This is a genomic window from Burkholderia sp. 22088 (assembly GCF_052045915.1).
Lineage (GTDB): Bacteria > Pseudomonadota > Gammaproteobacteria > Burkholderiales > Burkholderiaceae > Burkholderia > Burkholderia cepacia.
Map to the genome: position 1 here is coordinate 195,232 of NZ_JBQEPY010000004.1, position 20,715 is coordinate 215,946.

Annotated in this window: 18 protein-coding genes and 4 tRNA genes; 5 read left to right on the forward strand and 17 right to left on the reverse strand. The window is 63.8% G+C overall.

The window, feature by feature from the left end:
• Position 1: 1 nt before the first annotated feature.
• Positions 2–445 carry a GNAT family N-acetyltransferase gene (locus ACTJLD_RS09190; RefSeq protein ID WP_060196099.1) on the reverse strand — a complete coding sequence of 148 codons (444 nt, stop codon included), beginning with the start codon at positions 443–445 and terminating at the stop codon, positions 2–4.
• Between the two features lie 362 nt (positions 446–807).
• Between ACTJLD_RS09190 and ACTJLD_RS09195 the strand changes: the two genes are divergently transcribed.
• Together ACTJLD_RS09195 and ACTJLD_RS09200 are read left to right on the forward strand one after the other, a co-directional pair.
• Positions 808–1,689 (forward strand): nucleotide-binding protein, encoded by an 882-nt coding sequence (locus ACTJLD_RS09195; RefSeq protein WP_334012001.1) that lies wholly within the window; start codon positions 808–810, stop codon positions 1,687–1,689.
• A gap of 551 nt (positions 1,690–2,240) precedes the next feature.
• Positions 2,241–3,398 (forward strand): DUF4382 domain-containing protein, encoded by a 1,158-nt coding sequence (locus ACTJLD_RS09200; RefSeq protein WP_124815679.1) that lies wholly within the window; start codon positions 2,241–2,243, stop codon positions 3,396–3,398.
• Between the two features lie 239 nt (positions 3,399–3,637).
• On the opposite strand, the gene ACTJLD_RS09205 is transcribed toward ACTJLD_RS09200, so the two are convergent.
• From ACTJLD_RS09205 to uvrC, 7 genes are all read right to left on the reverse strand, one after another.
• Entirely contained in the window at positions 3,638–4,231 is a 594-nt protein-coding gene (locus ACTJLD_RS09205) for a hypothetical protein (RefSeq protein ID WP_080982092.1), read from the reverse strand.
• Positions 4,232–4,903: 672 nt separating this feature from the next.
• Positions 4,904–4,977 (reverse strand) — tRNA-Cys (locus tag ACTJLD_RS09210).
• Positions 4,978–5,077: 100 nt separating this feature from the next.
• A tRNA-Gly gene (locus ACTJLD_RS09215) sits at positions 5,078–5,153 on the reverse strand.
• A 52-nt stretch (positions 5,154–5,205) separates the two neighbouring features.
• Positions 5,206–5,281 (reverse strand) — tRNA-Gly (locus tag ACTJLD_RS09220).
• A 53-nt stretch (positions 5,282–5,334) separates the two neighbouring features.
• Positions 5,335–5,410 (reverse strand) — tRNA-Gly (locus tag ACTJLD_RS09225).
• 145 nt (positions 5,411–5,555) lie between these two features.
• Positions 5,556–6,143 carry a CDP-diacylglycerol--glycerol-3-phosphate 3-phosphatidyltransferase gene (gene pgsA, locus ACTJLD_RS09230; protein ID WP_021163085.1) on the reverse strand — a complete coding sequence of 196 codons (588 nt, stop codon included), beginning with the start codon at positions 6,141–6,143 and terminating at the stop codon, positions 5,556–5,558.
• 90 nt (positions 6,144–6,233) lie between these two features.
• Positions 6,234–8,279 (reverse strand): excinuclease ABC subunit UvrC, encoded by a 2,046-nt coding sequence (gene uvrC, locus ACTJLD_RS09235; RefSeq protein ID WP_321918909.1) that lies wholly within the window; start codon positions 8,277–8,279, stop codon positions 6,234–6,236.
• A 76-nt stretch (positions 8,280–8,355) separates the two neighbouring features.
• Here uvrC and earP point away from each other — a divergent pair, with 76 nt between their 5' ends.
• The 3 genes from earP (at position 8,356) to ACTJLD_RS09250 (ending at position 11,881) form a co-directional block, all read left to right on the forward strand.
• Positions 8,356–9,540: an elongation factor P maturation arginine rhamnosyltransferase EarP gene (gene earP, locus ACTJLD_RS09240; RefSeq protein WP_333976322.1), complete on the forward strand. Its 1,185-nt coding sequence runs from the start codon at positions 8,356–8,358 to the stop codon at positions 9,538–9,540.
• 128 nt (positions 9,541–9,668) lie between these two features.
• Positions 9,669–10,226 carry an elongation factor P gene (gene efp, locus ACTJLD_RS09245; protein ID WP_011351421.1) on the forward strand — a complete coding sequence of 186 codons (558 nt, stop codon included), beginning with the start codon at positions 9,669–9,671 and terminating at the stop codon, positions 10,224–10,226.
• Positions 10,227–10,495: 269 nt separating this feature from the next.
• On the forward strand, positions 10,496–11,881 hold the full coding sequence (locus ACTJLD_RS09250; protein WP_027788001.1) for a sigma-54-dependent transcriptional regulator: 1,386 nt from the start codon (positions 10,496–10,498) through the stop codon (positions 11,879–11,881).
• Between the two features lie 194 nt (positions 11,882–12,075).
• Here the strand turns inward: ACTJLD_RS09250 and nagZ are convergent, their stop codons facing one another.
• From nagZ to ACTJLD_RS09295, 9 genes are all read right to left on the reverse strand, one after another.
• Complete coding sequence (nagZ, locus tag ACTJLD_RS09255) at positions 12,076–13,104, reverse strand: beta-N-acetylhexosaminidase (RefSeq protein ID WP_021159684.1); 1,029 nt, start codon at positions 13,102–13,104, stop codon at positions 12,076–12,078.
• 16 nt (positions 13,105–13,120) lie between these two features.
• A complete protein-coding gene (gene acpS / locus ACTJLD_RS09260; RefSeq protein ID WP_440658593.1) occupies positions 13,121–13,549 on the reverse strand; it encodes a holo-ACP synthase in 429 nt (142 codons plus the stop codon).
• A 72-nt stretch (positions 13,550–13,621) separates the two neighbouring features.
• A complete protein-coding gene (pdxJ, locus tag ACTJLD_RS09265; RefSeq protein ID WP_021159686.1) occupies positions 13,622–14,398 on the reverse strand; it encodes a pyridoxine 5'-phosphate synthase in 777 nt (258 codons plus the stop codon).
• Complete coding sequence (gene recO, locus ACTJLD_RS09270) at positions 14,395–15,231, reverse strand: DNA repair protein RecO (RefSeq protein ID WP_021159687.1); 837 nt, start codon at positions 15,229–15,231, stop codon at positions 14,395–14,397. The genes pdxJ and recO overlap by 4 nt, the downstream gene beginning before the upstream one ends.
• Positions 15,218–16,117, reverse strand: a complete 900-nt coding sequence (gene era, locus ACTJLD_RS09275; protein ID WP_027788003.1) for a GTPase Era — start codon at positions 16,115–16,117, stop codon at positions 15,218–15,220. The genes recO and era overlap by 14 nt, the downstream gene beginning before the upstream one ends.
• A gap of 60 nt (positions 16,118–16,177) precedes the next feature.
• On the reverse strand, positions 16,178–17,416 hold the full coding sequence (rnc, locus tag ACTJLD_RS09280) for a ribonuclease III (RefSeq protein WP_059695446.1): 1,239 nt from the start codon (positions 17,414–17,416) through the stop codon (positions 16,178–16,180).
• Positions 17,417–17,569: 153 nt separating this feature from the next.
• A complete protein-coding gene (gene lepB, locus ACTJLD_RS09285; RefSeq protein WP_027788005.1) occupies positions 17,570–18,463 on the reverse strand; it encodes a signal peptidase I in 894 nt (297 codons plus the stop codon).
• A gap of 16 nt (positions 18,464–18,479) precedes the next feature.
• Positions 18,480–20,273 carry a translation elongation factor 4 gene (gene lepA / locus ACTJLD_RS09290; protein ID WP_021159691.1) on the reverse strand — a complete coding sequence of 598 codons (1,794 nt, stop codon included), beginning with the start codon at positions 20,271–20,273 and terminating at the stop codon, positions 18,480–18,482.
• Positions 20,274–20,472: 199 nt separating this feature from the next.
• Positions 20,473–20,709, reverse strand: a complete 237-nt coding sequence (locus ACTJLD_RS09295; protein ID WP_027788006.1) for a glutaredoxin family protein — start codon at positions 20,707–20,709, stop codon at positions 20,473–20,475.
• Positions 20,710–20,715: the final 6 nt, after the last annotated feature.

The following is a 20,715-nucleotide window of genomic DNA, read 5'->3' on the forward strand; positions in this document are numbered from 1 at the left end:
GCTACGTGCGCATTTTCCTGGAAAGACGCTGCCCGTCGCGCGCGAAACCGTGATGCGTATAAAAACGGTGGGCGTCCGGACGTTGGTCACCACTCGTCACCTCCAGCTTCACGCATCGGCCGCGCTCGAACCAACGTTGCGCGTCCGCCATCAGCGCAGCGCCGATTCCGCATCCCCGGTGACGCTCGTCGACGACCATGCTCGTAATGCGCCCGAGATTACCGGCCGCGTGAAAGAGCGGAAGGATATGCAGGCTGATACTGCCGACAATCTCGCCATTCAGAATCGCCACGCAGACCCGGTCACTCGACTTGTCGGCCAGCGACAGCAATTTTTCATGGATCAGCGCGGACGTGACGTCATATCCGAGCTGGCACAACAGCCTCGCGATTGCGGTGCAGTCGGAAAGCCGCGCCTCCCTCGTTTCGGGCTCCGGGGTGTTCAATCCGCCTCACCAGGTTTCTGCATCGATAGCCTCGACGTTTCGCGCAGGGCTCGAACGCCCGCGGCGTCGCGTCATGCTACCGCATCCATCTCGCCCGTCTCACGAACCATCTCCGCAACGGGCGCGGAAAAAAGAAAAGCCCCGCCGAAGCGGGGCTTTTTCTCTTCTTACTTGGAGGCGCGAGCCGGAGTCGAACCGGCCTAAACGGCTTTGCAGGCCGACACACTTACTTTAAATTCAATTACTTAATTAAATTAACCATCCAAATTGACCACTTTATCCCCAGACAGCTACAGCTCACGTAAGGTCGCACGTAGGTCGATGTACGATAATGCCCTTTATCCTACGTAACGGGAGGGGCCATGGCCCGCGCCAAACCGGAAGAAACAGTCGCCCCCAAGCTGCAGCTTTCTCCATCTATGATTCAGCGCGGCATCGGCCGACTGAACGATCGTATCGCCGAATTGCAAGCGTTCGATGCTAGCTCTGTACCAGAAGGACTATCTCCGGCACTGACGGCACTGTCAGCCGACATCAAAGACACACTGGACCGATGTTTCGGCGAAAACACATCTGTTTACAAACGCTTCCAATCAGCTGCTCATCTTCAGTTCCGGACAGGCGTGTTTACTGATACCTACCCGCAAAGGCACCACTATGTGGAAGGTACGAAGAAGAATATCGCGCAATCAATTGTGTTATTAGAGGCTGCAAAACGTGCGCTTCAGGAGGATCTGGAGGACGCTCAGCATACGCCGGCATCAGTGCCTCCCCCCATGGAAACGGAAGAACCAGCACTCTCACGGCGTGTATTTGTAGTCCATGGACACGACGGTGAAGCCCGCGAGGCAGTCGCCCGCTTTCTGGAAAAAATTGGTTTCGAAGCAATCATCCTGCACGAGCAGGCTAACCAAGGACGCACGATCATCGAAAAAATCGAGGCGAACGATGATGTCGGTTTCGCCGTGGTCCTGCTGACGCCAGACGATGAAGGTTGCGTGAAAGGTGGCGAACCCAAGGCACGCGCGCGACAAAATGTAATGCTTGAGCTTGGCTATTTTATTGGCAAACTCGGTCGAGACAAGGTGTGTGCGCTCAAACGAGGCGAGCTTGAGATTCCCAGTGATTATCTTGGCGTAGTGTGGGTTGCGATGGACTCGGGCGACGGCTGGAAGCGAACATTAGGCCAGGAGCTGCAAGCTGCAGGCCACGACATCGACTGGAACAGAGTGATGCGGCCATAACGACCACAAAGAAGTCGACGGAATAATGACGCCAGCACTCCTCGCAGCGGCGACGGGTACGCCCCATAGTTCCGGGGATGGAATGATACGCGCGGGGGTTGTCCCGCAAGGCTTCCGCCCCTTGCTGTAGCAAATCTGTAGCACACAAAAAAGCCCGCTCTCAGCGGGCTTTCGCATTTTTCGGCGCTAGATCCCTCCATCAGAGTTGCAAAGCAACGTGCAGTGCCGAACGACGCAGTCATGTCTGCTCGCGTGGGGCATTCAAATAGACTTGGGCCAAGCGACGCTACCGTGTGACAAAAGAGACTTTGCCGGCGCATATGCTCGTCACCCGACATCAGGTCGTCGCCTCCTATCTGCGATGCGCACATCGCGAGCGACGAAGAAGCAATCGCTCCTGAGTCCGCCGCCATCCGAAGCGACACCAATCCCGGTAAAAATTGACTGATCAAACAGAATGTTACTGTTGGTTTCAAAGATGCCCAAATAGTAGGCTGGAGTGCCGCTATTCTTCTGTCACCCACAATAACGATCCCAACTTGGGGGGTGACATGAACAACATCATCAAAGGCGCCCTTTGCGCCGCCTTCGTACCATTCATCCTCGCCGGTTGCGGCGGCGGCGACGACGGTGGCGGCACGCAAACCGGTACGCTGCACGTCGCGATGACGGATGCGCCATCCTGTGGCTTCGACCATGTGTACATCACCGTCTCGCAAGTCCGCGTCAACGCAAACGCGAACGCTGCAGACAACGACGCCGGCTGGTCGACCGTATCCCTCGCTACACCGCAGAAAATCGATCTGCTGTCGCTGACCAACGGCGTGCTCGCCGATCTCGGGCAGACCGCCCTGCCCGCCGGCCAGTATCAGCAAGTCCGCCTGGTTCTCGCACAGAATCAAGGTAACAACCTCGCGAACTCGGTCGTCCCGACCGGCGGCACCGAACAGGCGCTCGCCACGCCGAGCGCGACGCAAAGTGGCTACAAGATCATCCACCCGTTCACGGTCCAGCCCAACACGCTCGTCGATCTCGTGCTCGACTTCAACGCATGCAAGTCGATCGTCCAGCGCGGCAACGGCTCGTATGCGCTGAAACCCGTCGTCACTGCGGTCCCGACAGTTGTGAGCGGCGCGATCTCCGGTTACGTTGCCTCGGCCGAAGCCGGCGCGACGGTCTATGCCGAGCAAGGCGGCAAGGTCGTCCGCGGCACAGTGGCCGACAGCACCGGCAAGTTCGTGCTGTCGCCGCTGATCCAGAGCTCGACGCAAGGCAATTACGATGTCGTGATCGTGCAGAACAACTTCGCGTCGGGTATCGTGCGCTCCGTCCCGGTCGTCGTGAACACGACCACGGCGGTGTCGGCGTCGACCGCACCGATCACGCTGCCGGCGTCGACGATGAGCACCGTCAGCGGTGCGGTGACTGCCAGCGCCAATGCATTCGTGCGCGCGCTGCAGACGATCGACACGAATGCCTACGAGATCACGTCGATCAACGCGAACCTGGATACGGGCGCCTATGCGCTCAACGTACCCACTGCCGCGCCGATCGTCGGCACTTACTCGGGTTCGCTACCGGTCGCGCTCGCCGCATCGCCGGCCGCCGCCGCACAATATACGATCGAAGCGGACGCAGCGTCGGGGGCAACGCAATCGACGAACGTCAACGCAACGACCAGCCAGTCGAACGTCAATTTCAGCTTCTGACGCGTCGGCAGCGCACCGAAAGGGCCGTTCGGCCCTTTCATCAATAACGGGAGAACGAAGTGAAAAAAGGGGTTATCGCGTTGCTTGCAGCGGCGAGCATGGTCGGCACGCTCAGTGGGTGCGTCGCATACGTTCCGGGTGCACCGGTAGTTGTTGCACCGCAGGGTGGCCCGGGGAACGGATTCTGCCCACCGGGACAGGCGAAGAAAGGCAATTGCTGATTGCACAGGGGCCCGCATTCAGCGGGCCTGTCCAGACTTTGTTTGCGAATTACAGGCCATAGGAACTGGTTGCTGCGCCCCCAATTGGCGTATCGGCTCCGTTTCGTCAAGAGCACCGATGTCCGCAAGACACTCAACGAACCGGACGTAGAGTTCGTCCTGTACTAGGCCGTTTGATCGCATCCATTCCATGGCTGCGTTTGGGTTCAGTAGCAAGACATGATGGAACTGCCCAGACGGCCCAGGCTTGGTTCGGATGAAATTCAGTTCGCGTAGCCTACTCATCCTGCGACGCCAGGTGTCGACAGCGCACTCGCCGGTGAATCCGACCTCTGCCGCCAAGGTCAAGGGATCGGCAATTGACAGCACTGGATAATTCCACGCCCTTGCCCACAGGCAGAAAAGTGTTTGACCTGCTGGCTGTCTCTTTGACTGGGCGTCGACGGCTTGCATCGCAATCGGTAGCGTACGAGGAATAGTGACGAACCCAACGTTTCGATGTGGGTGCCAAAGCCAAATTTCAGGTATGCCGGGAAAATGAAGATCCAGCAGTTGCTGGGCACGGTCAGCCATTTTCAGACGACGAGGAATTGTATGTTGAATGTTCGCCATGGTCGTCCCCTGGATGCCGCTTATTTGTCTGATGTTTTAATTGGGATCGCCTGCCAGACCACAAGTTTCGATGCTGCGTTTGGCCTCGCAACGACGCAATTTCGTCCGGACGCGCCCCCTTTTCCGTGGCAATGGAGAGCGAACGCACCACGTTTCGGACGCCCTCCCGAGACGCATGCAAGTTGAATCGTCGGGCGATCGTGAATGGGCAACGACTATCGTTCCCAACGCAACTGATGAAGCGAACAACGTGCCAGCCTCACGACTGCACCGCCCGAACAGTGCTCGGCGATGCCGAGCATCAAATACGGGCGAGTCCTGGCAAATGCGTTGCAGCGTCGATACACCGTGCGGGTGGTCAATGGGACGAAATCGGCGAAAAGTGCCGAGACTGACGATGTGAGAGGCGCCGCATCACAACGGTTCCGCGCTCGCCAAATGCCTTTACTGGAACTCGGCGAGTGTGCCAGTACGTCACCGAATAATGATTCGAACATGCAACACCGGCGCTGCATGCATGTCACCGCCCAAGTTACTTTGGCTCTGCGGCCATCTGTTCCGCCGGATAGAGCTGCAGCATCATGCGCGCAGCTTCCGCATTCTTCTTGTGCAACCGTTCGTGATAGTCAAAAGAAAAAGCCCTGATTTCTCAGGGCTTTTTCTTTTCTTACTTGGAGGCGCGAGCCGGAGTCGAACCGGCCTAAACGGCTTTGCAGGCCGCTGCATAACCGCTTTGCTATCGCGCCAAAAGCGGACTGTCCGGATGCCGTGAGGCAAGAGACAGATTTTTTATTCGAGGACCGGAGGTCCATCAAATAAAAAGGGAAGCGTGGCTTCCCCATTACTTGGAGCGGGAGACGAGTCTCGAACTCGCGACCTCAACCTTGGCAAGGTTGCGCTCTACCAACTGAGCTACTCCCGCATTGTCCTGCATCTGCAGCGCTTCGCCGTACCACACGCTGCCAGAAAAAATCTGGAGCGGGAGACGAGTCTCGAACTCGCGACCTCAACCTTGGCAAGGTTGCGCTCTACCAACTGAGCTACTCCCGCATGTGTCCTGCATCTGCAGCGCTTTGCCGTACTACACGCTGCCAGAAAAAATCTGGAGCGGGAGACGAGTCTCGAACTCGCGACCTCAACCTTGGCAAGGTTGCGCTCTACCAACTGAGCTACTCCCGCATGTTGCTGCGCTACTGCTTTCCCGTCACACACTTACTTCGTCGTGCAGCGGAGAAGCGAGATTATGTCGAAGGCACATTCGTGTGTCAAGGGCTTTTCCAGCCCTTTTTCCAAAAAACCTGCTCGACCGAACGCGTGACACGCATCACGCGCCGCCGCGCTCGCGAATTTGCGGCCACGCGAGCTTCATGTAGTACAGCATCGACCAGATCGTCAGCACCGCCGCGAGATACATCAGCCACTCGCCCCACACGCGCGTATCGATCGTGGCGATGCCGAGCGGCAGCGGCCCGTAGAACAGCAGCATCGGAATCGCGACCATCTGGCATGCGGTCTTGAACTTGCCGAGCTGATTCACCGCCACGCTCTTCGACGCGCCGATCTGAGCCATCCATTCGCGCAGCGCCGAAATCGCGATCTCGCGGCCGACGATCACGAGCGCGATCGCCGCATCGACGCGCGAAATCTGCACGAGGATCAGCAGCGCCGCCGTCACCATCAGCTTGTCCGCGACCGGATCGAGAAAGGCGCCGAACGACGACGTCTGGTTCCACTTGCGGGCTAGAAACCCGTCGAACCAGTCGGTCAGCGCGGCGAGAATGAAGATCGCCGCCGCCGCGAGATTGCGGTGCGCGCCGCCCATCACCGTGTCCGGCAGATAGAACACGCCGACGACGAGCGGAATCAGCACGATCCGTACCCACGTCAGGAAAATCGGGAAATTGAACGGCATGGCATGCGGGACAGTAAAGGATTCGCAATTGTGCCGTGTCGACCGGCCTGCCACAAGAACGCTGGCGAGGCAGCCGGCCGCACGGCCGCGTCAGTGAAGCTGCTTGTAGATCTGCTCGGCGAGCGCATGCGAGATGCCCTCGACGCTCGCGAGTTCCTCGACGCTCGCGGCAACGACACCACGCAACCCGCCGAACCGCGCGAGCAGCCGCTGCCGGCGCTTCGCGCCCACGCCCTCGAGCTCCTCGAGCCGTGACGTCTGGCGCGCCTTCGCCCGCTTCGCGCGCATGCCGGTGATCGCGAAGCGGTGCGCCTCGTCGCGAATCTGTGCGACGAGCATCAGGGCGGCGCTCTCCTTGCCGAGCTCGAGCGGCGTGCGGCCGTCCGCGAACACGAGCGTCTCGAGGCCGACCTTGCGCCCCTCGCCCTTCGCGACGCCGACCAGCATCGACGTATCGAGGCCGAGCTCGGTGAACACCTGGCGCGCGATTTCGACCTGACCCTTGCCGCCGTCGATCAGCACGATGTTCGGCAGCAGGCTCGACGCCTCGGCCTGGCGCGTCGACTCGCCGTCGATGCCGGCCGCTTCGTCGACAGCCGCCGCCTGGGCCGCCTGCTCGACCATCTTCTCGTAGCGGCGCGTGAGCACCTGCCGCATCGCCGCGTAGTCGTCGCCCGGTGTAATCCCGGTGATGTTGTAGCGGCGGTACTCGCCCGACTGCATCTTGTGATGGTGGTAGACGACGCACGACGCCTGCGTCGCCTCGCCCATCGTATGACTGATGTCGAAGCATTCGATCCGCAGCGTCGCCAGATCGTCGCATTCATAGCTGAGCGTCTCCGCGAGCGCACGCGTGCGCGCCTGCTGCGAGCCCTGCTCGGACAGCAGCCGCATGAGCGCGATCTGCGCATTCTGCTCGGCCATCGACAGCCACGCGCGCCGCTGCCCCTGCGGCTGCCGCACCAGCGACACCTTGTGGCCGGCCTGCTCGGACAGCAACTCGAGCAGGTCACGGCTCGCGGGCGCATGGCTCACGACCAGCACGGGCGGCACGCGATTGCCGAGATAGTGCTGAGCGATGAACGCGTCGAGCACCTCGGCCTCGACCGACGCCGCCGCGTCGCCGCGCGCGCGGCCGGATTCTTCGGCGGGCAGGTCGGGGAATGCGTCGGCCGGCGCGGCGGCAGGCGCGGCGGCCGCCTCCGGCAGTTCGGACTCGTCGCCGAGACCGCCTTCGGCGAGCGTCAGCGCGCTTTCGACGTGCGTCGGGAAATACGCCTTGTCGCCGAGATGCCGGCCGCCGCGCACCATCGCAAGGTTCACGCACACGCGCCCGCCCTGCGCGACCACCGCCAGGATGTCGACGTCGCTGTCGCTGCCGACCTCGATCGCCTGCTGGTGCAGCACCGTCGCGAGCGAGCTCATCTGGTTGCGCACGGCCGCCGCCTGCTCGAATTTCAGCTCGGACGCGAACGCGTGCATCTTCTGCTCGAGCTCCTTCATCACTTCGGACTGCCGGCCGAGCAGGAAACGCGCGGCGTTCGACACGTCGATCGCGTAATCCTCGTCGGAGATCGCGCCGACACACGGCGCCGTGCAGCGCCCGATCTGATGCAGCAGGCACGGCCGCGTGCGGTTGTTGAAGACCGAATCCTCGCAAGTGCGCAACTGGAACACGCGCTGCAGGATCTGGATGCTCTCGCGCACGGCCCAGGCGCTCGGGAACGGCCCGAAATACTGGTTCTGCTTGTCGACCGAGCCGCGGTAATAGGCCATGCGCGGAAAGCGGTGCGCGGTGAGCTTCAGATACGGATACGACTTGTCGTCGCGAAACAGGATGTTGTAGCGCGGCGCGAGCGCCTTGATCAGGTTGTTCTCGAGCAGCAGCGCTTCGGCCTCCGAACGCGTGACGGTCGTCTCGATGCGCGCGATGCGCGTGACCATCATCGCGATGCGCGGCGACAGCTGCGTCTTCGTGAAATAGCTCGATACGCGCTTCTTCAGGTCGCGCGCCTTGCCGACATAGAGCACGGCGCCCGTCGTGTCGTAATAGCGATAGACGCCCGGCATGTGCGGCAACTGCGCAAGGATCTTCTTCGGTTCGAACGGGGTATCGGGAGCTTCAGGGGATGTCATGCGTGATCCGGGCGCCTTGTAACGCGGAACGGGTCTATTAGAATCGCCAGTTTAGAGCATTCACCGGCCCGCTTCGATGCCACGCACCACCGCTGCCCCCCTGCCCGCCGCGCCGGGCGAACCGATCGCCTGCGACCTCTTCTGTACCGTGATCGACAATTTCGGCGACATCGGCGTCTGCTGGCGCCTCGCGCGCCAGCTCGCGCACGAGCACGGCTGGCAGGTTCGCCTGTTCATCGACGACCTGCGCACGTTCTCGCGCCTGCTGCCCGGGGTCGATCCCGACGCGAGTCGGCAGACGGTCGACACGATCGTGGTCGAGCACTGGCATGCGGAAGTCGGCGACGCGCTGGAGATCGCCGATGTCGTGATCGAAGCGTTCGCGTGCGAGTTGCCCGGCGCGTATCTCGCGGCGATGGCGCGCCGCGCGCGCCGCCCGGTGTGGATCAACCTCGAATACCTGAGCGCCGAGGACTGGGTCGCCGACTTCCATCTGCGCCCGTCGCCGCATCCGCGCTACCCGCTGCTGAAGACGTTCTTCTTCCCCGGCCTGTCGGCCGGCACCGGCGGCGTCCTGAAGGAGCACGACCTCGATTCGCGCCGCACGGCCTTCGAAGCCGACGCGGCGGCGCGCGACGCATGGTGGCGGCGCGCGACCGGCGGCGCGCCGCCGGCCGCCGGCACGACGGTCGTCAGCCTGTTCGCGTACGAGAATCCGGCCGTCGACGCGCTGCTCGCGCAGTGGCGCGACGGCCCGTCGCCGGTCGTCGCGCTCGTGCCGGCCGGCCGCGTGTCCCCTGCCGTCGCGCGTTTTTTCGGGGTCGAGTCGTTCGACGCGGGCACGCATGCGCACAGCGGCAACCTGACGGCTCACGGGCTCGCGTTCGTCCCCCAGGCTGACTACGATCCATTGCTGTGGGTGGCCGACATCAATTTCGTGCGCGGCGAGGATTCGTTCGTCCGCGCGCAGTGGGCACGCAAGCCGTTCGTGTGGCACATCTATCCGCAGGCCGACGACGTGCACCTGCCGAAGCTCGACGCCGCGCTCGCGCACCTGTCGGCCGGCCTCGCCGACGCGCCGCGCGCGGCGCTCGAGCGGTTCTGGCATGCCTGGAACGGCGCCGGCACGCCCGACTGGGCGGATTTCTGGCAGCACCGCGCCGCACTGGACGCCAACGCGGCCCGCTGGGCCGATGCGCTCGCGGCCGTCGGCGATCTCACGGGAAAGCTGGCGGAATACGCAAAATCTCAGTTAAAATAAGCGGTTATCCGACGGCCGACCGCGCAAGCGCTTGCTTTTGGCGCCCACCGGAACGCGTCTGCTTGGCGCCTCACCCGTTGTGCAACGCTCAGGCACCTATTTATTTGATTTGATCAGGACAGTTTTTTATGAAAACCGCACAGGAACTCCGCGTAGGCAACGTCGTGCAGATCGGCAGCGACGCATGGGTCATCGCCAAGGCTGAATACAACAAGTCGGGCCGTAACTCCGCCGTCGTCAAGATGAAGATGAAGAACCTGCTGACGAATGCAGGCCAGGAAGCGGTGTACAAGGCTGACGACAAGTTCGACGTCGTCGTGCTCGACCGCAAGGAAGTGACGTACTCGTACTTCGCCGACCCGATGTACGTGTTCATGGACGCCGACTACAACCAGTTCGAAGTCGAAGCCGAAATGATGGGCGAAGCGCTGAACTACCTCGAAGACGGCATGGCTTGCGAAGTCGTGTTCTACAACGAGAAGGCGATCTCGGTCGAACTGCCGACGGTCCTCGTTCGCGAGATCACCTACACGGAACCGGCAGTCAAGGGCGACACGTCGTCGGGCAAGGTGCTGAAGAACGCCAAGCTCGCAACGGGCTTCGAACTGCAAGTGCCGCTGTTCTGCAACACCGGCGACAAGATCGAAATCGATACGCGCACGAACGAATACCGCAGCCGCGCGTAATCGCCGGCGATGCCCGCATCGAACAAAGCGCCCTTCGGGGCGCTTTTTGTTTGTCCGGCGCCAACAAGCGAGCGCGGGCCAGGCTCATGTAAAGCACAAAAGCCACCGGTAAAGATATTCAATTTGTATCATCGGTAACTGTTTTATAGCGCCGGAGAAATAATGCTCGTTACGCGTTCAGCGGGGCATAAAATCAGTCTTTAATCTGACATGCGGCTGCGGCCCCGATGACCGACAGCCCGCCTCTCTTGACTCGACTCGCGTCCACCATGCCACACGCCCTGATTGTCGAAGACGATCCCAACAGTCTGTCCGGCCTCACCGCGCTGCTCGCCGCGGACGGCTTCTCGGTCGACACGGCCACGTCGCTCGCCGAAGCGCGCACGGCGCTCGGCCGTTCGATTCCCGATGTCGTGCTCGTCGACCTGAACCTGCCGGACGGCAGCGGGTTCGACCTGCTCCAGCACCTGCCGCAGCAACAGCCGAACGGCTCGCTGCCCGTCATCGTGCTGACGGGCAATGCGACGGTCGAGAGCGCCATCGAGGGCCTGCGTCACGGCATCTGGGACTACCTGCTGAAGCCGATCAACATTCCGCGCCTGCGCAGCCTCCTCGCGCGGATTCCCCGCCCCTACGAACTGATCGACGAAGTGCAGTCGTTGCGCGCATCGCTGCGCCATCTCGGCCGCTTCGGCGCACTGGTCGGCCGCAGCGACGCGATGCAGCACGTGTACGACATGATCGAGCACAACGCGCGCACCGAAACGGCCGTCCTGTTCTCCGGCGAAGCCGGTACCGGCAAGAAGCTGGCCGCGCGCACGCTGCACGACCTGAGCCGGCGCCGCAAGGGGCCGTTCGTGTCGTTCGACTGCAGGACGATCGCGCAGGCCGGTCGGCACGGCGCATCGCTCGACAGCGTACTGTTCGGCCATGAGCGCGGCGCGTTCGACGGCGCCGAGCGCCGCGAATCGGGCCTGTTCGAGCAGGCCGGCGGAGGCACGCTGTTCCTCGACGAAATCACCGCGCTGCCGCTCGTGCTGCAGGAAGCGCTGCTGCATGCGCTCGATTCGCAGAACTTCATGCGGATCGGCGGCACGAGTTCGATCACGAGCGATTTCCGGCTGATCGCGACCACCCGCCGCCCGGCGCGCGAAGCGGTCGCGAACGGTACGCTGCGCGAGGATCTGTGGTTGCGCCTCGACGCGGCGTCGATCACGATGCCGCCGCTGCGCGAGCGCGACGGCGATGCACTCGCGATCGGCGACGCGCTGATCGACGAGCTGAACCGCGAAGCGCGCGCAACCGGCCGCAGCACGACCGACAAGCGCGCGGCACCGGGCTTCGTGCGCGAATGCCTGTCCTACGAATGGCCGGGCAACGTGCGCGAACTGCAGGAACGCGTGCGCTTCGCGTACGACGCATCGGGCGATTTCATCGAGACGCTGCGCGCGGGCGAGCCGAGTTTCTCGGCCGGCGCCGCGCTGAACGGCAGCAGCGTGCAGATCAAGGTCGGCACGCCGCTGTCCGACGTCGAGGATCTGCTGATCCGCGCGACCCTCGATGCGGTCGGCGGTACGCGCCACCGCGCGGCCACGCTGCTCGGCATCAGCCCGAAGACGCTGTACAACAAGCTGCAGCGGATGAAGGTGAACTGAGCGGGCGCGTCGATGCTTACAGGCACTGGCGGAATCAGACCGTTAGTTGCGCCAAGAGAATCACCGTCCCGGCCCGCTTGACTCGTGACGCTACCCGGTTCGCATCCGCAGTAACCCATGAAAAAGCCGCGCAACTGCGCGGCTTTTTGTTTCGGCGACGGGGAATGGCACACGTCGCACCATCCCCTCCCCGTTCATGCCAGTGCGCTGCTCAACAGCGCCTGCGCCTGCAGGTATTCGGGCTGCGCGATCAGCTTGTCCCACTTGGGTGCCTTGCCGCGCGCGCGCATCCGCTTGAGGCGTCGCACCGACTCGTCCGTTGCCCGCGCTTTCAACCCGTTCAGCACGACCTCGGCCGCGTCCGGCTGGTTGCAGACGAGCACCATGTCGCAACCGGCAGCGAGCGCGGCGTCGGCCGCCTGCGTGAGCGTGCCGCCTTCGCGCGCGGCTTCCATCGACAGGTCGTCGCTGAAGATCGCGCCGGTGAAGCCGAGCCGCCCGCGCAGGATGTCCTGCAGCCACACGCGCGAAAAACCGGCCGGCCGCTTGTCGACCTGCGTGTAGATCACGTGCGCGGGAATCACCGCGGACAGCGACAAGCCGAGCCAGTCGTAAGGCGCGACGTCCTGCTTGAGGATCGCATCGAGCGTACGGTCATCGGTCGGCAGCGCCACGTGCGAGTCGGCCTCCGCGAAGCCGTGCCCCGGGAAATGCTTGCCGCAGTTCGCCATCCCGGCGAGCGACAGCCCGTGGTTCAGGCTCTTCGCGAGCAGCGTGACGACGCGCGCATCGCGATGAAACGCGCGATCGCCGATCACTTTCGAGTGCCCGTAATCGAGGTCGAGCACGGGGGTGAAACTCATGTCGATCCCGCATGCGCGCAATTCCGCGGCCAGGATATAGCCGACGGCCGTCGCGACCTTCGTCGCGAGCAGCACGTCGCGATCCCACAGCTCGCCGAGGCGCCGCATCGCGGGCAGCACGGTGAAGCCGTCGGTGCGGAAACGCTGCACGCGCCCGCCTTCGTGATCGACGGCGATCAGGATGTCTTCGCGCACCGCGCGGATCGAATCGGTCAGCGCGGTCAGTTGCGCACGGTTCTGGAAGTGCCGCGCGAACAGGATCACGCCGCCGGTATTCGGATGCGCGAGGCGCCGCGCATCGTCGCGCGACAGGGCCGTGCCGACGACGTCGAGCATGACCGGGCCGGGAGTCGTTTTCATCGAATCGGGAATTCCGTCAGGAGGAGGTTCGGGAAACAGGGGCAGGCGCGGTGTCCGTCTCGGCGATCACGAACGACACCGCGTAGTCGCGCTCGTCGCTGACCGTCACGCGTGCCGTGATGCCGCGGGCGGCAAGCCAGTCGGCCAGCTCGCCCGACGCGACCACGTACGGCTCGCCGCTCGGGTGATTGAGGGTCTGCAGCGCACGCCACGTCATCGGCCAGTGCATGCCGAGCCCGATCGCCTTCGAGAACGCTTCCTTCGCGGAAAAGCGCGTCGCGAGGAACGCGATGCCGCGCGCCTCGGAGCGGGCGCGGCGCGCATGGAACACGCGCAGTTCGTCGGGGCCCAGCACCTTCTCGGCAAACCGGCCGCCCGTGCGTTCGAGCACGGCCGCGACGCGGCTCACCTGTGCGATGTCGGTACCGATGCCGTAGATCGCCATGTCAGTACGCGCCGGTGTGGCCCGGCTGAGCCGGGTCAGGCATGACGTGCGATGCGCGGCGGCCTTTCATCTTCAACGCGCGCCGCCATGCAGCGCGGCGACGCGTGCGGCGACCATGATCGCCTTCATTTCGCGCACCGCATTGTCCCAGCCCGCGAAAATCGCGTGCGCGACGATCGCATGGCCGATGTTCAGCTCGACGATGCCGTCGATCGCGGCGATCTGCTGCACGTTCGTGTAGTGCAGCCCGTGACCGGCATTGACCTTCAGGCCAAGCTGCGCACCGGCCTGTACGCCCGCGACGATGCGCTCATATTCGCGCTGCTGCTCGGCTTCGTCGTGCGCTTCGGCATAACGGCCCGTATGCAGCTCGATCACCGGCGCGCCTGCTTCGTGCGCGGCACGGATCTGCGTCTCGTCCGGGTCGATGAACAGCGACACGCGCACGCCCACGTCGGCAAGCTGCTTGCACGCCGCACGCACGGCCTCGAAGCGGCCGGCGACATCGAGACCGCCTTCGGTCGTCAGTTCCTCGCGCTTTTCGGGCACGAGGCACGCGTCGTGCGGGCGCACTTCGCAGGCGATATCGAGCATCTCGGCCGTCACCGCGCATTCGAGATTCATGCGCGTCTTCAGCAGCGGGCGCAGCTTGCGCACATCCGCATCGACGATGTGGCGGCGATCCTCGCGCAGATGCAGCGTGATCGCGTCGGCGCCGGCTTCCTCGGCGGCGAGCGCCGCCCGGATCGGATCGGGATAGGTCGTGCCGCGCGCATTGCGCAGCGTCGCGACGTGGTCGATGTTCACGCCGAGGTCGATGGCGGTGGGCGTTGTCAGGAAGAAGCTCATAGGTTTTGCAGGTCGATCAGGATCTGACGCGTGGCAAGCGGCGTACCGCCGAGATAGGTGTTCAGCAGGAAGCGCATCAGCGTCTTGCTTTGCGCAACCGTCTGGGCTCGATGGTAATCGTCCTGCTCCATGTCGAGCAACGTCTGCCCGGAAATGACCGGCCAGTGCGACGGAACTTCGTCGTCCGCGTTGCGCACGCCGCGCTCGGGATCGAACACGTAGCGGCGGTCAGGCTCGACCGCGCGGCGCGCGACCGTGCGGTTCAGCGCCATCGCGTAGCCGGTCTCGCGCAACAGCACGCGCTCGAACGAGCGCAGTACCTGCACCGCGGGCTCGCCGTGGGCGAGGCGCGTGAGGGTCAGCACGTAGTGATTGAAGAGCGGCGGCTGGGGATCCTCGCGCGCGCAGAATTTCACGAGCAGCTCGTTCGCGTAGAAGCCGCACAGCAGCCCGTCGCCGCCGAGCGGCAGCATCCCGCCGACCCACTCGGCGCCCGTGAGCGTGCGCACCTCGGATTTGCCCGACCACGACAGCAGCAGCGGCTGGAAAGTCTGCAGTACGCCGCGCAGCGCGGAGTGCGGGCGCTTCGCGCCCTTCGCGACGAGCGCGAGCCGGCCGTGATCGCGCGTCAGCACGTCGACGATCAGGCTCGTTTCACGATACGGGTAACTGTGCAGCACGAACGCCGGCTGCTCGGCGACGCGGAAATCGGACGTGCGAGACGTCGCGCGCCGCGCCTTGCGCGGCGGTTCGGGCGGTGCCGGCAGCGGCGCGTCGTTCGCGCCGGCCGTCACCGCGTCTTCGGTCGACGTCAGTGCGTCATTCGTACCCATAGGCGCGCAGCCCTGCCTCGTTGTCGGCCCAGCCGCTCTTCACCTTCACGAAGGTCTCGAGATACACGGGGCCGTCGAACAGCTTCTCCATGTCCATCCGCGCCTCGGTGCTGATCTGCTTGAGCTTCTCGCCCTTCTTGCCGATCACCATCGCCTTGTGCGAATCGCGCTCGACGAGGATCGTCGCGAAGATGCGCTTCAGGCGCCCTTCCTCCTCGAACTTGTCGATCAGCACGGTGCTCGTGTACGGCAGTTCGTCGCCGGTCCAGCGGAACACCTTCTCGCGCAGGATTTCGGCGGCGAGGAAGCGCGAGCTGCGATCGGTCAGCTCGTCCTCGCCGTAGATCGGCTCGCCTTCCGGCAGGTACGGCTTGATCGTGTCCAGCAGGCGCTTGATGTCTTCCGGACGCTGCGCCGACAGCGGCACGAGCTCGGTGAATTCGCGCAGCGTGCTCATCTGCTGCATGAACGGGAACAGCGACGCCTTGTCGGTCACGCGGTCGATCTTGTTCGCGATCAGCAGCGTCGGCATGCCCGGCGGGATCAGGTCGAGCACCTTCTGGTCGTCGGGCCCGAAACGGCCGGCCTCGATCACGAACAGGATCACGTCGACCGACGTGAGCGTCGACGTGACCGCGCGGTTCAGCGAACGGTTCAGCGCGGTGCTGTGGCGGGTCTGGAAGCCCGGCGTGTCGACGAACACGAATTGCGCGTCGTCGAACGTATTGATGCCGGTGATGCGGTGGCGGGTCGTCTGCGCCTTGCGTGACGTGATGCTGATCTTCTGGCCGACGAGTGCGTTCATCAACGTCGACTTGCCGACGTTCGGGCGGCCCACGATCGCGATCATGCCGCAACGAAAACCGGTAGGAGCGGGAGTGTTCATATCGTTTGGGAGACAGGTTCGGAAACGGCCGCGCGGCGCGCGGCACGATCGATGGGCAATTCAGTGGTCGGCATCGGCCACGCGCGCCTGCGCGGCAGCGAGGCTCACGCCGCCCGGCGGCGTCTCGGAATCCGGTGCCGCCGTGTCGCGCGTGCGCGCGGCCGTGCGCGAAGCGGAGTCGGTACCGGCGGAAGTCTTGTCGGCAGACGCGGGGGCCGGATCGGCGGCCTGCGCAGCCGGCTTGTCGGCTGCGCGTGCGGCGGGCACGGCTTCAGCGGGCTTCTCCGCGGACTTGTCGGGTCGCTCGGCCGGCTTTTCAGCTGGCTTTTCAGCAGCCTTGTCGACCGCCGGCTTCGCCGCCCGCTCACCCTTCTCGGCAGATGCGTCGACATGCGCCGCGCGAATCGCGGCCATCGGCGCCGCGGCCGGCTCATTACCGGTCGCCGCAGTTGCTGCGGGCGCTGCACCGGCCGCCCTCGCCTCGCGCGCCGCCGCGCGTTCCTTGCGCTCCGGCGAGCGCAGGTCGAGTGCTTCCTGCACGCCCTTCACGCCCGGTACGATTTCGGGTTCGACATGCTTCGACCCGCGTGCGTTTTTCGAGCGCTTCGGCTTGGTGGCCAGCATCGGCGCGGCCGCCATTACCTCGTCGAGCGCCTTCTTCGCGGCGGCCTGCTCGGCCGCGCGCCGGCTCGCCCCGGAGCCCGACACCTTCACGTCGAGCTTCGGCACCGTGCATTCGACTTCGAATTGCTGATTGTGCGCCGCACCATGCGTGGCGACCACCGTGTAGGTTGGCAGCGCGATCTTGTGCCCCTGCAGGTATTCCTGCAGCAGCGTCTTCGCGTCCTTGCCGAGCGTGCGCGGATCGATGTGGTCGAGAATCGGGATATAGAGGCGCTTGATGACCCCTTGGGCGGCTTCGAAGCCGCCATCGAGGAACACCGCCCCGATGATGGCTTCGAACGCGTCCGCGAGGATCGACGGGCGGCGGAACCCGCCGCTGCGCAACTCCCCCTCGCCGAGCCGCAGCCCGTCCGAGATATTCAGGGCCTGAGCAATTTCGTACAGCGACTGCTGTTTGACGAGGTTGGCGCGTACGCGCGACAGATCGCCTTCGTCCAGCTTGCTGAAACGCTGGAACAAAAGGGCAGCCACCGCGCAATTCAGAACGGAATCGCCGAGAAACTCGAGCCGTTCGTTGTGCGTGGCACTGTGACTACGATGGGTCAAAGCCTGGCGCAACAATTCCGCATTGCGAAATTCGTAGCGCAGCCGGCTTTCCAACTGGGATAGGGGCATGTGCAGGAGTATAACGCGGGCGCCGGTCGGGCCGAAACGGCACGGCCGGACGCGAAAAGGCGTGACGAGGCGGTGTTACCGCCGGTTCTTAAAGTAGTTCGGCAATACGCGACGCGGCCCGTGCGTCGCGTATTGCGAGTGACCCGGATGCGATCAGTTGAAGGAACCGATGCGCTTGAGGTCGCTGAAGTTCATCCAGATGAAGAACGCGCGGCCGACGATGTTCTGGTCCGGCACGAAACCCCAGTAGCGGCTGTCCGCACTGTTGTCGCGGTTGTCGCCCATCATGAAGTAGTGACCGGGCGGCACCTTGCAGATCACGCCGCGGCTGTTGTACGTGCAGTTGTCGCGAAACGGATAGTCGTATGCGCCCATCACGAACGGCGGCACGGCCGGGTTGTTGAGGATCGCGTTCTTCTTGTTGCCGATCGTTTCCTCGAACTGCTTCGCGTAATTCTGGCGCTCGTCGTCGAAGAAATCGGGCAGCGGCGTTTCGGGCACCGGCTGGCCGTTGATCGTGAGCTGCTTGTCCTGATATGCGACGGTGTCGCCCGGCAGGCCGATCACGCGCTTGATGTAGTCGACCGACTCGTCCTTCGGATAGCGGAACACGACGACGTCGCCGCGCGACAGCGGGCTGCCCTGCGTGATCTTCGTGTTCGTCACCGGCAGGCGCAGCCCGTATTCGAACTTGTTGACGAGGATGAAGTCGCCGACGAGCAGCGTCGGCACCATCGAGCCCGACGGAATCTTGAACGGCTCGACGACGAACGAACGCACGACGAACACCGCCAGGATCACCGGGAAGAAGCTCGCGGTGTACTCGAGCCACCACGGCTGGCGCAGCTTTTCGTCGCGCAGCTTCGAACGCGTCTGCACCGCGTTTTCATCCGCGAAACGCTTGTCGATGCGCGACTGCTGGCGATCGAACTCCTCGATCGCCGAGTCGGCCGCCTTGCGTCGCTGCGGCAGGAACACCAGTTTGTCCAGCACCCACGCTACGCCCGTCAAGATGACGAGCACAAAAAGAATCAGCGCAAAATTCATAAAAGGAACAGTCCTGTTATTTGTCTTCGACGCGCAAGATCGCAAGGAACGCTTCCTGCGGGATCTCGACCGAACCCACCTGCTTCATCCGTTTCTTGCCTTCCTTCTGCTTTTCGAGCAGCTTCTTCTTTCGCGTGATGTCACCGCCGTAGCACTTCGCAAGCACGTTCTTTCGCAGCGCCTTGATGTTCTCGCGCGCAACGATGTGCGCGCCGATCGCAGCCTGGATCGCCACGTCGTACATCTGGCGCGGGATGATCTCGCGCATCTTCGCGGCCACTTCGCGGCCGCGGTATTGCGACTGCGAGCGGTGCACGATGATCGACAGCGCATCGACCTTGTCGCCGTTGATCAGCATGTCGACCTTCACGACGTCCGACGAACGGTATTCCTTGAACTCGTAGTCCATCGACGCGTAGCCGCGCGACACCGACTTCAGGCGATCGAAGAAATCGAGCACGATCTCGGCCATCGGGATCTCGTACGTGAGCTGCACCTGGCGGCCGTGATACTGCATGTTGATCTGCGAGCCGCGCTTCTGCTCGCACAGCGTGATCACCGAGCCCACGTAGTCCTGCGGCATGTACAGGTTCACGGTGACGATCGGCTCGCGCACTTCGGCGATGCGGCCGGGCTCCGGCATCTTTGCCGGGTTCTCGACCATGATCGTCGAGCCGTCGCTCTGCACGACCTCGTAGACGACCGTCGGTGCGGTCGTGATGAGATCCATGTCGAACTCGCGCTCGAGCCGCTCCTGCACGATTTCCATGTGCAGCAGCCCAAGGAAGCCGCAGCGGAAACCGAAACCGAGTGCCTGCGACACTTCCGGCTCGTACTGCAGCGACGCGTCGTTCAGCTTCAGCTTCTCGAGCGATTCGCGCAGCGCGTCGTACTGGTTCGCCTCGACCGGATACAGCCCCGCGAACACCTGCGGCTTCACTTCCTTGAAGCCCGGCAGCGGCTCGGCGGCAGCCTTGGTCGCATGCGTGACGGTATCGCCGACCTTCGCGGCCGTCAGTTCCTTGATGCCGGCGATGATGAAGCCGACCTGCCCCGCCGACAGCGATTCGAGATTGCGCGATTTCGGCGTGAACACGCCGACGTGCTCGACCGGATACTGCGCGCCGGTCGCCATCATCTTGATCTTGTCCTTCGGACGCAGCGTGCCGTTGACGATGCGCACCAGCATCACGACGCCGACGTAGTTGTCGAACCACGAGTCGATGATCAGCGCCTGCAGCGGCGCGGCCGGATCGCCCTTCGGCGGCGGCACCTTCGCGATCAGCGCTTCGAGCACGTCCTCGACGCCGAGGCCCGTCTTCGCGCTGCAGCGCGTCGCGTCGGTCGCGTCGATGCCGATCACGTCCTCGATCTCCTCGATCGCGTTCTCGGGGTTCGCGGCCGGCAGGTCGATCTTGTTCAGCACGGGAACGACCTCGACGCCGAGCTCGATCGCCGTATAGCAGTTCGCGACCGTCTGCGCCTCGACGCCCTGGCTCGCATCGACGACCAGCAGCGCGCCTTCGCACGCGGACAGCGAACGGCTGACTTCGTACGAGAAGTCGACGTGCCCCGGCGTGTCGATCAGGTTCAGGTTGTAGACCTTGCCGTCGCGCGCGCGATAGGACAGCGCGGCTGTCTGCGCCTTGATCGTGATGCCGCGCTCGCGCTCGATATCCATCGAGTCGAGCACCTGCGCTTCCATTTCACGGTCGGCGAGGCCGCCGCATACCTGGATGATGCGATCCGCGAGCGTCGACTTGCCATGGTCGATGTGCGCGATGATCGAGAAATTGCGAATATGATCCATTCAGTGCCGATCAAGCGAAAAAGGCGCGCTCGACGACCGCTGAGCACGCCTTGTGTAAGTCGGTGAAAAAACGGCTTATTTTAGCCGAAAAGGCCTTCGCCGGGCGGTATTTCCAACGCCGGCCCGCGCGGCACCCTGCCGGGGCCGCCCGCCGGGCAAAGCCCGGTGCCAGGCGCCGCCGCAAGGCGGCAGCCCGGCTTCAGCGCCGGGCCGCGAGCGCGTCGTGCACCTTCGCGGCGTCGAACCGGTGGCGGCACACTTCCGCACCGTCCAGCAGCAGCACGGGCACGTCCTCGTCGTAGCGGGCGACGAGTGCCGCATCGGTATCGATGTCGATGTAATCGACCGCAACACCGAATTCGGCCGCCACCGGCGCCAGGGCGTCGCGCATGTCGTCGCACAGGTGGCACCAGCCGCGGCCGTAGAGCGTGAACATCGGCGC